The organism is Aeromonas veronii (assembly GCA_041319085.1).
Classification (GTDB): Bacteria; Pseudomonadota; Gammaproteobacteria; order Enterobacterales; family Aeromonadaceae; genus Aeromonas; species Aeromonas veronii_F.
The window spans coordinates 2,387,872-2,402,253 of the sequence record CP101033.1; the positions used below are offsets into that span (position 1 = coordinate 2,387,872).

General features: G+C 57.8%; 14 protein-coding genes and 1 pseudogene. 12 read left to right on the forward strand and 3 right to left on the reverse strand.

Features of this window, described 5'->3' with window-relative positions; genetic code table 11:
• Window positions 1–3 precede the first annotated feature (3 nt).
• From ccoO to ttcA, 10 genes are all read left to right on the forward strand, one after another.
• A complete protein-coding gene (gene ccoO, locus NMD14_11385) occupies window positions 4–618 on the forward strand; it encodes a cytochrome-c oxidase, cbb3-type subunit II (GenBank protein ID XEI31398.1) in 615 nt (204 codons plus the stop codon).
• A 10-nt stretch (window positions 619–628) separates the two neighbouring features.
• Entirely contained in the window at window positions 629–808 is a 180-nt protein-coding gene (locus NMD14_11390) for a CcoQ/FixQ family Cbb3-type cytochrome c oxidase assembly chaperone (protein ID XEI31399.1), read from the forward strand.
• Window positions 808–1,791, forward strand: coding sequence for a cytochrome-c oxidase, cbb3-type subunit III (gene ccoP / locus NMD14_11395; GenBank protein ID XEI31400.1), 984 nt, complete (start codon window positions 808–810; stop codon window positions 1,789–1,791). The genes NMD14_11390 and ccoP overlap by 1 nt, the downstream gene beginning before the upstream one ends.
• A gap of 140 nt (window positions 1,792–1,931) precedes the next feature.
• On the forward strand, window positions 1,932–2,432 hold the full coding sequence (locus tag NMD14_11400) for a FixH family protein (protein ID XEI31401.1): 501 nt from the start codon (window positions 1,932–1,934) through the stop codon (window positions 2,430–2,432).
• A gap of 93 nt (window positions 2,433–2,525) precedes the next feature.
• Window positions 2,526–4,922 carry a heavy metal translocating P-type ATPase gene (locus NMD14_11405; protein ID XEI31402.1) on the forward strand — a complete coding sequence of 799 codons (2,397 nt, stop codon included), beginning with the start codon at window positions 2,526–2,528 and terminating at the stop codon, window positions 4,920–4,922.
• Between the two features lie 148 nt (window positions 4,923–5,070).
• On the forward strand, window positions 5,071–5,259 hold the full coding sequence (ccoS, locus tag NMD14_11410) for a cbb3-type cytochrome oxidase assembly protein CcoS (protein XEI31403.1): 189 nt from the start codon (window positions 5,071–5,073) through the stop codon (window positions 5,257–5,259).
• Window positions 5,243–5,929: a sulfite exporter TauE/SafE family protein gene (locus NMD14_11415; protein ID XEI31404.1), complete on the forward strand. Its 687-nt coding sequence runs from the start codon at window positions 5,243–5,245 to the stop codon at window positions 5,927–5,929. The genes ccoS and NMD14_11415 overlap by 17 nt, the downstream gene beginning before the upstream one ends.
• 68 nt (window positions 5,930–5,997) lie before the next feature.
• Entirely contained in the window at window positions 5,998–6,753 is a 756-nt protein-coding gene (locus tag NMD14_11420) for an FNR family transcription factor (GenBank protein XEI31405.1), read from the forward strand.
• A 151-nt stretch (window positions 6,754–6,904) separates the two neighbouring features.
• Complete coding sequence (gene uspE / locus NMD14_11425) at window positions 6,905–7,852, forward strand: universal stress protein UspE (GenBank protein XEI31406.1); 948 nt, start codon at window positions 6,905–6,907, stop codon at window positions 7,850–7,852.
• Between the two features lie 74 nt (window positions 7,853–7,926).
• Complete coding sequence (gene ttcA, locus NMD14_11430) at window positions 7,927–8,835, forward strand: tRNA 2-thiocytidine(32) synthetase TtcA (protein XEI31407.1); 909 nt, start codon at window positions 7,927–7,929, stop codon at window positions 8,833–8,835.
• 101 nt (window positions 8,836–8,936) lie between these two features.
• Here ttcA and NMD14_11435 read toward each other — a convergent pair whose 3' ends face one another.
• A complete protein-coding gene (locus NMD14_11435) occupies window positions 8,937–9,623 on the reverse strand; it encodes a DUF2987 domain-containing protein (protein XEI31408.1) in 687 nt (228 codons plus the stop codon).
• Window positions 9,624–9,639: 16 nt separating this feature from the next.
• Window positions 9,640–10,377, reverse strand: a complete 738-nt coding sequence (locus NMD14_11440; GenBank protein XEI34754.1) for a hypothetical protein — start codon at window positions 10,375–10,377, stop codon at window positions 9,640–9,642.
• A gap of 789 nt (window positions 10,378–11,166) precedes the next feature.
• Here NMD14_11440 and NMD14_11445 point away from each other — a divergent pair.
• Window positions 11,167–13,539 carry a hypothetical protein gene (locus NMD14_11445; GenBank protein ID XEI31409.1) on the forward strand — a complete coding sequence of 791 codons (2,373 nt, stop codon included), beginning with the start codon at window positions 11,167–11,169 and terminating at the stop codon, window positions 13,537–13,539.
• Window positions 13,540–13,632: 93 nt separating this feature from the next.
• A pseudogene (locus tag NMD14_11450) lies at window positions 13,633–13,963 on the forward strand (IS4 family transposase).
• 99 nt (window positions 13,964–14,062) lie between these two features.
• Here the strand turns inward: NMD14_11450 and NMD14_11455 are convergent.
• Window positions 14,063–14,335 (reverse strand): acylphosphatase, encoded by a 273-nt coding sequence (locus NMD14_11455; GenBank protein ID XEI31410.1) that lies wholly within the window; start codon window positions 14,333–14,335, stop codon window positions 14,063–14,065.
• Window positions 14,336–14,382 lie beyond the last annotated feature (47 nt).

Sequence of the window (14,382 nt, forward strand, 5' to 3'; positions counted from 1 at the left end):
CCCATGAGCAACAATAACCGTCACGAAATATTTGAAAAAAGCGTTCCCATGCTGGTGGTCGGCATCATCTTCGCCATCAGTCTGGGGGGCCTGGTTGAAATCACCCCGCTGTTCTTCCAGAAGCAGACCACCGAGCCGGTGGAGGGCCTCAAGCCCTACACCGCCCTGCAAATGGAAGGGCGCGACATCTTCATTCGCGAAGGCTGCACCAACTGCCACAGCCAGATGATCCGTCCGTTCCGTGCCGAAACCGAGCGTTATGGTCACTACTCGGTCGCTGGCGAGAGCGTCTGGGAGCACCCCTTCCTGTGGGGCTCCAAGCGTACGGGTCCTGATCTGGCCCGTGTTGGCGGTCGATACTCCGATGCCTGGCACCGTGCTCACCTGATCAACCCGCGCGATGTGGTACCGGAATCCAACATGCCCGGTTACCCCTGGCTTGACACCAACGTGCTGACCGGCGAGATGACAGCCAAGAAGCTGGCGCTGTTCCGTGATCACTTCGGTGTGCCCTATACCGACGCCGATATTCAGGGTGCGGGCGAAGCCGTCAAGGGCAAAACCGAGCTGGATGCGCTGGTGGCCTATCTGCAATCACTGGGTCATGCCCTGAAATAAGGAGGCGAAGATGGACTACGGCACATTTCGCGGTCTGTATACCCTGCTGTTGATGGCCATCATGATTGGCATCATCGTCTGGGCCTACAGCAAACGCCGCAAGACCTCTTTCGACGAGGCTGCCAATCTGGTTTTTGCCGATGATGAGCAACCCGGTGCTGATAAAAAGAACGCAGGAGCGAAACAATAATGAGCACTCTGTTTAGCATTTTTGTGACTGTCATCAGTCTGGGAACCATCCTCGGCTGCTTCTTGCTGCTGATGTGGTGCCGCAAGGACAAGATGGGTGTTGAAGAAGGCAAATCGATGGGTCACTCCTTCGATGGCATCGAGGAGATCAACAACCCGCTGCCGAAGTGGTGGACTTACATGTTCCTCTTCTTCATCGTCACCGGTCTGGTCTATCTGGTCGCCTTCCCGGGGCTTGGCAACTTCAAAGGCCTGCTGGGCTGGCAAAGTTCCAACCAGGACGTGCGCTCGCTGGCCGAGTCCAAGGCTGCAACCGAATCGGCCAAGGCCGAAGGTCGCGCGGTGGAGTATGACCGTGAGGTCGCCAAGGCTGACGAGATCTACGGCGCCAAGTTCCGTGAACTCACCTACGAAGCGGATGGCAAAACCTATCGTGCCATTACCGAGATCGCCAAGGATCCGGAAGCCCTGAAAGTGGGTCAGCGTCTGTTCCTGCAGAACTGCTCCCAGTGCCATGGCTCCGATGCCCGTGGTGGCCGCGGCTTCCCGAACCTGACCGACAGCGAATGGCAATGGGGCGGCCAGCCTGATCAAATCAAGACCACCATCATGGGCGGTCGTCAGGGGATCATGGCTGCCTGGGGTGAAATCCTCGGCAAAGATGGCGTTCAGGAAGTGGCCTCCTATGTGCTGAGCCTCTCCGGTCGCAAGGTCGACCTGGTGGAAGCGAAGAAAGGTGAAGCGCGCTTTGCCATCTGCGCTGCCTGCCACGGGGCCGATGCCAAGGGCGGTGTTGCCGTCGGTGCGCCAGATCTGACCAACAACACCTGGCTCTACGGTGGCTCCCGCGAAGTGGTGGTACAAACCATCACCCACGGTCGTCACGGCGTGATGCCAGCCTGGAAAGACATTCTGGGCGAGGACAAGGTTCACCTGCTGGCCTCCTACGTTTACAGCCTGTCTCATCAACAGGCTGCCAAATAAGGTTCGCCCGTAACGTTGTAACATGTGATAAACACGTGATTACACAGCAAAAAGCCTCGACTCCTCGAGGCTTTTTGTTATCTTGTGTTGCGTAAAAACCATCTTCCACGTTAATCATTCGTTTCATGGCAGTAGCAATCATGACCCAACCTCTATCCAAACCCTGGCATCGCCAATTCTGGCCCTGGTTTATCATCGCCCTCCCCACTGCCGCCGTTGTCGGCAGCATCGCCACCGCCATCATCGCCAGCAAGGATGGGGTCAATCTGGTGGCCGAGGACTATTACAAACAAGGGAAAGAGATCAATCAGGACTTGAGCAAGTTTGACCGCTCCGAAGCGCTCAATATCCGCTTTGGGCTGGAGGTTGACGGCAACGAGCTGACCCTCAAACCCATCAGCGGTGACATTCCTGCCGGGCAAGCTCTCTATCTCTCATTGTTCCACCCGACCTTGGCCGGTCAGGACAGCGAACACATGATCACCGCCGATGCGAGCGGCACCTATCGCCTCCATTTCGACAAGCCGCTGGTCGGCAAGTGGCACATTCGGGTCGATGCTTTCGATCACGAGTGGCGATTGCAAGAGACCGTCCAGTTACCGACCCAGGCCCCTGTCGAACTCGACCCGAAAGGACGCTAAGCCATGACCGGCTGTTCTCACTGTGGCGAGCCGGTTCTCGCCAGCGCCCCCGCAGCTTGCATTCTGCATTCTGCATTCAGGGGAGCATAAATCATGACCCCCTGCTTTCACTGTGGCGAGCAGGTGCCCGCCAATAGTGGCTATTCCCTCGAGATAAAGGGGATTGCTCGCCCCATGTGCTGCCCCGGTTGTCAGGCGGTAGCGGAAACCATCATGACGTGCGGTCTTGCCAGTTACTACGATCACCGCACCGCCCCCGGCACCAAGGGGGAGCTGGTGCCCGAGGAGCTGGCCGCCCTTACCCACTACGACCTAGCCGAGATCCAGCAGGAGTTTGTCACCGAAAGTGGCACTGGGCGCGAGACAACGCGCGAAATCCAGCTGACGGTCGAGGGGCTCACCTGCGCCGCCTGTGCCTGGCTGATTGAACGCCACCTGATGACCTTAAGCGGCCTGCGCTACATCAACGTCAACACCACCACCCACCGGGCCCGCATCAAGTGGGATCCGGACCGGCTCTCCCTGAGTGACATCCTCAAGGGATTCGCCCAGATTGGCTATCGCGCCTACCCGTTCCAGACCCATCAACAGGAGGCCCTCTACGCCAAAGAGGTGCGCAGCTATATGTTCCGGCTGGCACTGGCAGGCCTCGGCTCGATGCAGGTGATGATGTGCGCCGTGGCGCTCTACATGGATCTCTTCATCAGCGTTGAAGATGAGTTCATGGTCTACTTCAAGTGGATAAGCCTGCTGCTCTCCACCCCCATCATGATCTACTCGGCCCAGCCGTTTTACGTGGGTGCCTGGCGCAGCCTGAAACAGGGCCACCTGTCGATGGATGTGTCGGTGTCACTGGCGCTGATCGGTGCCTTTGTCGCCTCCATGTGGGCGACTGTCTTCAATACCGGTGAGGTCTATTACGACTCCATCACCATGTTCGTCTTCTTCCTGCTGCTGGGGCGCTTTCTCGAGTTGCGGGCCCGGCGCAAGGCCTCGGAATCAAGCTCCAACCTGGCGCGGCTGGTGCCCATCATGGCGACCCGTATCGATGATGAAGGGGAGCATGAGGTCGCGGCCAAAACCTTGCAGGTCGGCGATCGGGTACGGGTACTGGCCGGCGCCACCTTGCCGGCGGACGGCATCATTGTCGAAGGGCAAGCCAGCCTCAACGAATCCATGCTGACCGGCGAACAGCTGCCCCTGCTCAAACAGCCTGGCGATCAGGTCTATGCCGGCACCATCAACACGGATGCGCCGCTGCAGATCCGGGTCAGCCACCGTATCGAAGAGTCGCGGATCGCCCAGATCATGCGGCTGCAGGATCACGCCCTCGATGACAAACCGGCCATCGCTCAGATGGCGGATCAGCTGTCGCGCCACTTTATTCTGGTGCTACTGATCATTGCCGCTGCGGTCTGGACCTTCTGGCACTTCCATCAACCGGATCAGGCGTTCTGGGTCACCCTCGCCGTGCTGGTTGCCACCTGTCCCTGCGCCCTGTCACTGGCCACCCCAACGGCGCTGACCTCGGCGACCGCCAATCTGACTCGCAACGGTATCCTGCTGCGTCGCGGTCATGTGCTGGACGTACTGACCAAGGCCAACCGGATCGTGATGGACAAGACCGGCACCCTGACCACAGGTGACATCAGTCTGACGCAGACTCAGGCGTTGGCCGACCTTGACGAGGCTCACTGCCTCGCCATCGCTCGGGCAATGGAAGCGCAATCCGAACACCCCATTGCCCGCGCCTTCCGATTACCCGCCGACAGCATCACTGTGCTGCCAGCCGCCCGCGAGATCACCCCGGTCATCGGTCACGGTATCACGGCACTGGTGGATGGCGTACGCTATCGCATCGGCAGTGCCCGCTGGCTTGGGCTGGATCCGGCGCAAGAACACGGTCGTGGTCTGGCTATCTATCTGGCCAACGAGCAGCAGGTATTGGCCCGTTTCAATCTGGAAGATACCCTGCGCCCCGATGCCAAGGCGTTGATCGCGGCATTCAAGGCGGCCGGTCTGCAAACCACAGTGCTCACGGGCGACAGCTCTCTGCAGGCAGACGAGATTGCCCGCGAGCTGGGTGTGGATGAGCTGGTCAAGGGGGTTTCACCCGATGGCAAGCTGGCCTACCTCAAGACCCGTGAAGCCCAGGGGAATATCAGCATCATGGTGGGCGATGGCATCAACGACGCCCCGGTACTGGCCGGGGCGCACGCCTCGTTCGCCATGGCCGGTGGCACCGATCTGGCGAAAAACAGCGCCGATGCCATCCTGCTGGCCGATGACCTGAGCCGGCTGCTCGAGGCCAGAGTGCTGGCAATGCGTACCCGCAAGATCATCATCGAGAACTTCGCCTGGTCCATCGGTTACAACCTGCTGGTGCTGCCGCTGGCGGCCTGCGGCTGGCTGCCCCCTTATCTGGCGGCGGCGGGCATGTCGCTCAGTTCACTTATCGTGGTGACCAACTCCATGCGTCTCAACCGATGAGACTGGTGGCGAAATGTGGCGAAAAATAGCTGAAAATGTGGCCTGCCTCCGATGCAGGCCACATTTCTCACTGATAGCGGCTGGCCCCCTGCCCGAACAGGGTTACCATAGGGGACGCCTGCCAAGGATGAATGCCAAGGTACCTCCCATGAATATAATTTTTGTCCTGATCCCCATCGCCATCCTGTTTGTGATCATCGCTGGAGTCGTCTTCTTCTGGGCCATTCGCTCCGAGCAGTTTGAAGATCTCGACCGGCAAGGTTCCAACATCCTGTTTGACGAAGAGCAACCTGTCCACAAACCCGCAAAGCCTGCTGATAATGACCCACAGCCTTGATCTTGCCGGCGCCCTGCTGGTCGGACTGGCAGGCTCCGCCCACTGTATCGGTATGTGCGGTGGCGTCTCCGCCGCGCTCTCCATGGCGATCCCCGCCAACAAGCAGCACTTTTGGGGGCGACTCGCTTATCTGCTCAACTACAACCTCGGCCGGATCCTGAGCTATGTCATTGCAGGCGCTTTGGCAGGGGGACTGCTGGCGACCACCAGCGAGCTGGGCGCTGGCAAACACGCCATCGCCGGCTTGCGCCTCGTGGCGGCGCTATTGATGATCGCGCTTGGCCTTTATCTGGCAGGCTGGTGGCAAGGGATCTTGCTGCTGGAGCGACTCGGCGCCAGGCTGTGGCCCCGTATCAAGCCGCTGGCTGGCAAGTTTCTTCCCTTCACCTCACCGCTGCAGGCACTGCCCTTTGGCATGGTGTGGGGTTGGCTCCCCTGCGGGCTGGTCTACTCCATGCTGACCTGGAGCGCGGCGGCGGGTTCAGCCAGCGGCGGGGCGCTGATCATGCTCTTTTTTGGTCTCGGCACCCTGCCCACCTTGTTCGCGCTCGGGGGACTCGCTGATCGCCTGAGATACTGGCTCACCCTGCGCAGTTTACGCCTTGGCGGTGCCCTGCTGCTCATTTTGTTCGGGGTACATACCCTGTGGATTGGCATTGCTTCCTTTTGAAACCCTATCCAAAACGGATGAGTTAATGGTAAACTTGTTTGATATAAATCAATTATTCGTATGAGCCTATGATCCCGGAAAAGAAACCTGGCAGACGTATCCAGAGCGGTGGCTGTGCAATTCATTGCCAGGATTGCAGCATCAGTCAGCTCTGTATTCCCTTCACTCTGAACGACAACGAGCTTGATCAGCTGGACAGCATCATCGAGCGCAAAAAGCCGATCCAGAAGGGTGAAGAACTGTTCAAGGCTGGCGACGAGTTCAAATCCCTCTATGCCATTCGTTCCGGGACCATCAAGTCTTACACCATCACCGAGCAAGGGGACGAGCAGATCACCGCGTTCCACCTCGCTGGCGATCTGGTCGGTTTCGATGCCATCCACAAACAGGCACACCCCTCCTTCGCCCAGGCGCTGGAAACCGCTATGGTGTGCGAGATCCCGTTTGAAATACTCGATGATCTCTCCGGCAAAATGCCCAAGTTGCGTCAGCAGATCATGCGTCTGATGAGCAACGAAATCATGGGCGATCAGGAGATGATCCTGCTGCTCTCCAAGAAAAATGCCGAAGAGCGCCTTGCCGCCTTCCTGCACAATCTGTCGGTACGTTTCTCCGAGCGTGGCTTCTCCGCCAAGGAGTTCCGCCTCTCCATGACCCGTGGCGATATCGGCAACTATCTGGGGCTGACCGTCGAGACCATCAGTCGTCTGCTCGGCCGTTTTCAGAAGTCCGGTCTCATCAGTGTCAAAGGCAAATACATTACCGTGCTTGACCAGGTCGCGCTGGGCATGATGGCCGGCGCCACGCGCCCGCCCTGTGGCTGATTTTTCCGCTTACCCTCCCGCTTTTCTCCTGCGTTCCCAGCCGGATCCTTTCCTCTGGAATGTGATCCGGTACGTTTCCGCCTCCCTCCTCCTGCGCTAAGCTGTAATGGCTAACATTCTGCAGTCATTGGTCGTTTCCAAGGAGGAGAAGATGGTCAAATATCAGAATATTCTGGTGGTTATCAATCCAGAAGAGGAGCGTCAAATCGCCCTCGAACGGGCAGTCAAAGTCGCCGAGCTGGACGAACACGCCCATCTGACCCTGCTGCTCACCATCTATGACTTCTCGTATGAAATGACCGCCATGCTCTCGGTGGATGAGCGGCAAGAGATGCGCGACGGCGTCATTTCACAGCGACGTGAGTGGCTGGACGAGATCCTGACCCCCTATCGGGCACAGGGGATCGAGTGCGAAGTCAAGGTAGTCTGGCACAATCGCCCCTTCGAATGCGTGATCCAGCAGGTGCTGGAGCAGCGCCACGATCTGGTGGTCAAGGCCACTCACCATCACAGCTTCCTGCAAACCTTCATCTTTACCCCCACCGACTGGCACCTGCTGCGCAAATGCCCCTGTCCGGTGCTGCTGGTCAAAGAGGGTCACTGGCAACGGGGCGGCAACATCATCGCTGCCATCAACTGCTCAAGCGACGATCCGGATCAGAAACTGCTCAACGAACGGATCACTCAGGAGGGGAGCGATATCGCCGAGCTGCTGGGCTCAAACCTCTATCTGGTCAACACCTACCCGGGCACCCCGGTCAATGTGGCCATCGAGCTGCCGGAGTTTGACCCCAACGCCTACAACGAGGCTATTCGTAAACACCACGAAAGTCTGCTGCTCAGCCATGCCGACAAGTTCGGGATTGGTCATCTCTGGACCCGGGTTGCTGAAGGGCTACCGGAAGAAGTGCTGCCGGATATGGCCGAAGAGCTCAAGGCGACCCTGATGATCATGGGCTGCGTTGGGCGTACCGGGCTTTCTGCTGCTTTGCTCGGCAATACCGCCGAACATGTGATTGACCGCCTCTCCTGCGACATTCTGATCCTCAAACCGGCCGACTACAGCTGCCCGGTCGACAGTCGTCGCAATCAATCATAAGGTGCCTGGCACCTTGCCCTCCCCCGGGACATGGCTATAATAACGCGCTTATTTGTGTCCCGGGTTTTACGAGCATGCTAGAAGAGCTGAACGCCAAAGAAAAATACAGTTTTAACAAACTGCAGAAGCGCCTGCGGCGCAACGTGGGTCAGGCCATTGCCGACTTCAACATGATTGAAGAGGGCGACAAGGTCATGGTCTGCCTCTCCGGCGGCAAGGACAGCTTCGGTATGCTCGACATACTGATGAGCCTCAAAGCCAGCGCCCCCATCCATTTCGATCTGGTTGCCGTCAACCTGGATCAGAAGCAACCCGGTTTCCCCGAGCATGTGCTGCCCGAGTATCTGGATTCCCTCGGCATCGAGTACAAAATTGTCGAAGAGGATACCTACTCCATCGTCAAGGAGAAGGTACCGGAAGGCAAAACCACCTGCTCCCTCTGCTCACGGCTGCGCCGCGGTATTCTCTACCGCACCGCCCAGGAGCTGGGTTGCACCAAGATTGCCCTTGGCCACCACCGCGATGACATTCTCGAGACCCTGTTCCTCAACATGTTCTACGGTGGCAAGCTCAAGTCCATGCCGCCCAAGCTGGTGAGCGACGATGGCAAGAACGTGGTGATCCGCCCGCTGGCTTACTGCAAAGAGAAGGATCTGATCCGCTACGCCGAGGTCAAAGCCTTCCCCATCATTCCGTGCAACCTGTGCGGCTCACAGGAGAACCTGCAGCGTCAGGCCATCAAGCAGATGATGCAGGATTGGGATCGCCGCTTTCCCGGTCGTATCGAAACCATGTTCACCGCCATTCAGGACGTGATCCCGAGCCACCTGCTCGACCACAAGCTGTTTGACTTCAAGAGCATCAACCGCGACTCCGGCATCATCGATGGCGGCGACAAGGCGTTTGATCCGCCCGAGATGCCAAAGGCGCCGCTGCTGGACATCGACGAGATGGACATGCTGGATGTGATTGAAGTGCGCTAAGCCGCCGTCACAGGGCAAACGCCATGCAAGAAAAAGGAGCGATGAACGCTCCTTTTTGCTTTCATGATCTACCTGTCATTGAAGTGACAGTGCTGCCGGCCTCATCCCTTGTGCAGCCAGGGGGTCAACCGCAACACGTCACCCTGCAGGCGCAGTTGCCCCGCGGCGAACGCAGCCAACTGCTCATTGCTCAGCAGCAGGTGGCCTTCCTGCCAGGGCAGCGCCTCCTGACGGGTGCCATCAATCAGATAAGCAGTGCCGCTCTGCTGCACCAGAGTAACGCGCACCCCTTCCATCTTCGGCAGGAAGTGCTTGCCGACCATGCCCGCCATCTTGTCGAGCAGCGACTGCATCTGCTGCTGACGCGCCGCCAACTCCGCCAGCGGCAGTTCGGGCCCGTTCGGCGCATCGGCCATCACCTGTACCGTCATATCGCAAGTGGCGTGCTTCTCTTTCAGGCCGACGGTCACAATTCCCTTGTCGAGGTTGAGATCCTCATCAAAAGGCAGGCGCAGCTCACTATCGACCGTTACCTCGCCAGCGACCTCCTTGCTGTCGGTTGCAACCCGAGCAAAGGTGAGGCCGCAGCGCTGACCATTTTGCGGATCGGTCAGATAAAACCCCAGTCTGGCGTGACCAAACTCCCCTTTGGCAAAGGTCTTCATCTGGCTGTAGAAGGTGCTGTATTGCAGATCCAGCACCGGCTCAGCCAACGCCAGCCCTGGCAGCAAGAGACTGGCCAGCACGCTCTGGTGCACAGCCTTGGCCACTCCATATCGACGGGTCATTCAACATCCTTTTGCATCATGCATTGAAATGGTTGGGGCCTTCTGGCACCTCGTTAACCTCTACTGCCACCCCGCAGAGATCCCGATAGAGGATCCCCTTGCAGTTGAAATAGAGCGGTGCCACCCAGATAAGCCCCAACCCCATCGGGATCAGCGCCAGGAAGAAGAGCGCGGTCATCACGCCGTGGAACAGCACAATGCTGGGCCAACCGCGCGCAAAGAGCTTGAGAGAAACCAAAATGGCCTGGGGCGGCGTCAGGCCGCGCTCCAGCACCAGCGGTACAGTAAAGAGCAGCCCCATGCCGATCAGGGCCGAGGGAATGAAAGAGAGCACCGCAGGCAACCCCAGCAGATCGAACAGCGGGCCAAACAGGCTGGTAAGCAGACTGCCAAGCAGGCTCAACATGCCGAGGCGCACAAAGTGGCGGAAGAAGTCGAATACCTGGTTTGCCCGGGCGCGCACCCCGACCGACTGCTGCAACCCCAGCATATCGAGGGCGCTGGTCATGGGGGCCATCACCACCGTCATCAGCAGGCTCAGCACCACGGCCACATTCATCTGGTTATCATCCCCCAGATAGGGCAACAGCAGCACATTGCTGAGCAGGATCCAGATCGCCGTCACCCCGACAATCGCCAGCAGCAGGCCAAATCCGGTACGGCGGGTCTGTTGCCATCCCTCCTGGATGACCCCTTTCAGATCAAGGCGGTAGCCCTGGTTCAGAGACTGCTCAAGGGAGCCGCCAATACGCATTTTATTACTCAATTGACTATCCAATATCGAAAACGACCAAATCAGGTGGCACATTATAGCGATTTGGCCTGCTATTCGTAGCCGTTTTTCCTGAGCAGTTGCGGCTAATTCGGGCCAACAAGCCTTTGATTTCATGTGTCGGCTGCATAGAATGCGGCCCTCTTTCAACACGATGGCCACTGGCTGGGGTGAGACTGACGGATGATGAACAATCCACAGGTAATTGTCGCGCTGAACAAGATCAGCAAAAAATACGATGGCAAGGTGATCCTGAGTCAGGGCGGGATCGCACGTTGTTAATGAAATTTGAACGCGCAAATCGTCTGTGATCTAATCTCGCCTCCATGCTGGGCAAGCTAAAAAGAGCAGGTTGGAATAACGATTATCGGGCGCAGTGATTCTTTGGCTAAATAATCCGCGAAGTATGCTCCCGCCCTGGGAGGAAGAGAACTCAGTCCAGTTTATGCAATATCGTTAGTCGCCAATCAAATGAGCCACCCCCAAAGGACTGAGTTGAGGCCCTCCCTACCACCCCTGCCACGACCACAACGGCGCCGCATGCACAAAATCGACTAGTTGGATTGTGCATACCACGGTCAAATTGAACCTTTCAACCACTTTTTCACTACTGATTGCTACAGCCGTATCAGGGTGCCCTGAACGCGACAAATCCCATCACAGCCTTGCTATTACTGACTTTTAATAATTTTTAATAACTCTATTTAACGTTTTGCCAGCCATCTTCACTGATAGTGTGACGACCATCACATCGCAGCCAGCGATGTGGTGGTGGGCCTTGTTTCCTATTTCCTATCTATAGGGTTGAACTGGGAAAGGGCTCTGATCTCCGAATCACTTATAGGTCGACATCGATATATGAAGTATTCAGTTGTTGCTGCATCAATTTTGGTTGTTCTTTCTGGTACAGCCTCTTCGGCTTTTGCTCATGATGTGAATTCCAGAGAAGCTCATGATGGTAAAAAAGCGTTTGGAGGTTATGCCGGTTATAGTCGTGCTGTAGACCATATTGGCGAAGCCGCTGTTGATCACGCCGTACGCGAAGCGCTTGGCCGTGATCATGGTGATGGCCGTTATACCGCTACCGAACATAATGTTAGCGAGCGCATGGCTGCTGTCGGTGAAATTCGCGATGCCATTGATGAAATGGATATGAATCATACCTCCACCACACGTTTGCAAAAAGCGCTGGATCGGATGGCAGGTACAGGTGGAGCACACGATGCTCGTACCATTGCCGAAATTGCGCAAGCACAACAGGCTCTTGAGCAGGCAAAATACAATGCCAAAGCCAAGAAAGATCGCTTGGCACACTCTGCGGCCATTGAAGCTGCACTGGCTGGCACTCCTGTCCCCAACACTTACGACACACCGCAGCCACAACCCGAACAACCGAAGCAACAGGCTGCCTCGTATGCCGTCCCGCAGCTGAAAACTGACGTTGTCGCTCCGCAGCCGATGGTCGCTCCCAAGACCCTGGCTGAACTCGGTCAAGCGCCGATTGCTCACCCGGTTGCTCATCCCTATGAGTCTCCGCGCCCGGTTGAGCACGCCACACCGCACATTGCGCCGCAGCTGAAAGCTGACGTTGTCGCTCCGCAGCCGATGGTCGCTCCCAAGACCCTGGCTGAACTCGGTCAAGCGCCGATTGCCCACCCGGTTGCTCATCCCTATGAGTCTCCGCGCCCGGTTGAGCACGCCACACCGCACATTGCGCCGCAGCTGAAAGCTGACGTTGTCGCTCCGCAGCCGATGGTCGCTCCCAAGACCCTGGCTGAACTCGGTCAAGCACCGATTGCCCACCCGGTTGCTCACCCCTATGAGTCTCCGCGTCCGGTTGAGCACGCCACACCGCACATTGCGCCGCAGCTGAAAGCTGACGTTGTCGCTCCGCAGCCGATGGTCGCTCCCAAGACCCTGGCTGAACTCGGTCAAGCGCCGATTGCCCACCCGGTTGCTCACCCCTATGAGTCTCCGCGCCCGGTTGAGCACGCCACACCGCACATTGCGCCGCAGCTGAAAGCTGACGTTGTCGCTCCGCAGCCGATGGTCGCTCCCAAGACCCTGGCTGAACTCGGTCAAGCGCCGATTGCCCACCCGGTTGCTCACCCCTATGAGTCTCCGCGCCCGGTTCAATACGCCGTACCGCACATCGCGCCGCATCTGGAAGTAAAAGTGCTGCCTGAACCACCGCACGCCATGTTCGGTGCCCGTTCTCCTGTACCGGCCCAACAACCGGTGGCCACTTACAACACCGTAGAGGGTATCAATCACGCCACCGCCATCAACGGCGTGATCCAGAAGACCCCGAACCTGGCTCCGCAGGCTGTGCCGACACTGGCGCCGCAGGCCGTTCCACATATGGTTCCGCAAGCCGTACCGCATATGGTCCCGCATCAGGAAGTCAAGGTGCTGCCTGAAGCACCCCATCTCGTATTTGGTGGTCGTGCCCAGGCTCCGATGCCAAAACCGCATGCAACATATAATGTTGTGGAGGGCATCAACCACGCCACCGCCATCAACGGCGTGATCCAGAAGACCCCGAACCTGGCTCCGCACGCTGTGCCGACACTGGCGCCGCAGGCCGTTCCACATATGGTTCCGCAAGCCGTACCGCATATGGTCCCGCATCAGGAAGTCAAGGTGCTGCCTGAAGGTCCCCATCTTGTATTCGGTGGTCGTGCCCAGGCTCCGATGCCAAAACCGCATGCAACTTATAATGTTGTGGAGGGCATCAACCACGCCACCGCCATCAACGGCGTGATCCAGAAGACCCCGAACCTGGCTCCGCACGCTGTGCCGACACTGGCGCCGCAGGCCGTTCCACATATGGTTCCGCAAGCCGTACCGCATATGGTCCCGCATCAGGAAGTCAAGGTGCTGCCTGAAGCTCCCCATCTTGTATTCGGTGGTCGTGCCCAGGCTCCGATGCCAAAACCGCATGCAACTTATAATGTTGTGGAGGGCATCAACCACGCCACCGCCATCAACGGCGTGATCCAGAAGACCCCGAACCTGGCTCCGGCCAACGTGACCATGAGCTACAGTGGTCATCGTGCTCCGGTCCACACCGCGACCGAAAATGATCACCATTCGGATCACAACGCTATTTTTGTGCCAACAGCGCAGTCAGTAAGGGGTTAAATAGCACGGCCCTATCCTGATCAGTTAAGGATCCATTGACCGATCCTTCTGCTATAAGACAATCCGGAACCAATCACTGGTTCCGGATTTTTTATGTCTATTGCAAACGACCTGAACGATGTTGTTGAGGCATCTGGCGACATGCTGGCTAGGCTGGCATTTTTTGCCGAGCATATTTCCGACGAATGGATTCGTGCCACTGCAGCCTTGTTTGGACGTTATCCGGAAGACCCGTGGCACTGGTTTACAGGTCTTTGCCATCGATGGGGCCCTGTTCCGAACTTAGGATATGCCTGAACTCAGAGCGCATTTCGGCTCGGTTAACACCTCAACCAACCGGCAGACACCTTATCCGATGCTGCGGTTGGTCACGCTTATGAATGTCCGCTCGCATGTCATTGCCAACGCGGCCATCAGCCCGTACGGCTAAGGGGCGCACCGCCACCTGATAACGGGAGACCCAGCCCTTTGTCTAAGTCAGCAATAGACCTTCCTTGTCAGCGTCCATCTCATTCCCGCCGCGTCAGTTGGTGTGAAAGCCCTGACCGCTGGGCGGCAGCGCCTCTTCATACTCCATGCGGGTCACTCTGGCGGTGCGTGGGCCATGCTCCAGCCAGCCCAGCATCATCTGCACCCCCTGCGCGGGGCCGCTGATCAGGATCTCCACCGACCCATCCTCCAGGTTGTAGGCATGACCGCGCAGCCCCAGTTGCAAGGCTCGCTCGCGGGTGAAGTAGCGAAATCCGACCCCTTGCACCTGTCCCCACACCCGAATGACAAACGATTGCTCTCCCATTTCTCACACCTTCTGCTTAAGAAAAAAATTCCTGAGACGATAATGAG

Coding starts and splice junctions, on each gene's coding strand:
- ccoO (XEI31398.1), top strand. CDS start 4: ATGAGCAACAATAACCGTCACGAAATATTTGAAAAAAGCGTTCCCATG.
- NMD14_11390 (XEI31399.1), top strand. CDS start 629: ATGGACTACGGCACATTTCGCGGTCTGTATACCCTGCTGTTGATGGCC.
- ccoP (XEI31400.1), top strand. CDS start 808: ATGAGCACTCTGTTTAGCATTTTTGTGACTGTCATCAGTCTGGGAACC.
- NMD14_11400 (XEI31401.1), top strand. CDS start 1,932: ATGACCCAACCTCTATCCAAACCCTGGCATCGCCAATTCTGGCCCTGG.
- NMD14_11405 (XEI31402.1), top strand. CDS start 2,526: ATGACCCCCTGCTTTCACTGTGGCGAGCAGGTGCCCGCCAATAGTGGC.
- ccoS (XEI31403.1), top strand. CDS start 5,071: ATGAATATAATTTTTGTCCTGATCCCCATCGCCATCCTGTTTGTGATC.
- NMD14_11415 (XEI31404.1), top strand. CDS start 5,243: ATGACCCACAGCCTTGATCTTGCCGGCGCCCTGCTGGTCGGACTGGCA.
- NMD14_11420 (XEI31405.1), top strand. CDS start 5,998: ATGATCCCGGAAAAGAAACCTGGCAGACGTATCCAGAGCGGTGGCTGT.
- uspE (XEI31406.1), top strand. CDS start 6,905: ATGGTCAAATATCAGAATATTCTGGTGGTTATCAATCCAGAAGAGGAG.
- ttcA (XEI31407.1), top strand. CDS start 7,927: ATGCTAGAAGAGCTGAACGCCAAAGAAAAATACAGTTTTAACAAACTG.
- NMD14_11435 (XEI31408.1), bottom strand. CDS start 9,623: ATGACCCGTCGATATGGAGTGGCCAAGGCTGTGCACCAGAGCGTGCTG.
- NMD14_11440 (XEI34754.1), bottom strand. CDS start 10,377: ATGCGTATTGGCGGCTCCCTTGAGCAGTCTCTGAACCAGGGCTACCGC.
- NMD14_11455 (XEI31410.1), bottom strand. CDS start 14,335: ATGGGAGAGCAATCGTTTGTCATTCGGGTGTGGGGACAGGTGCAAGGG.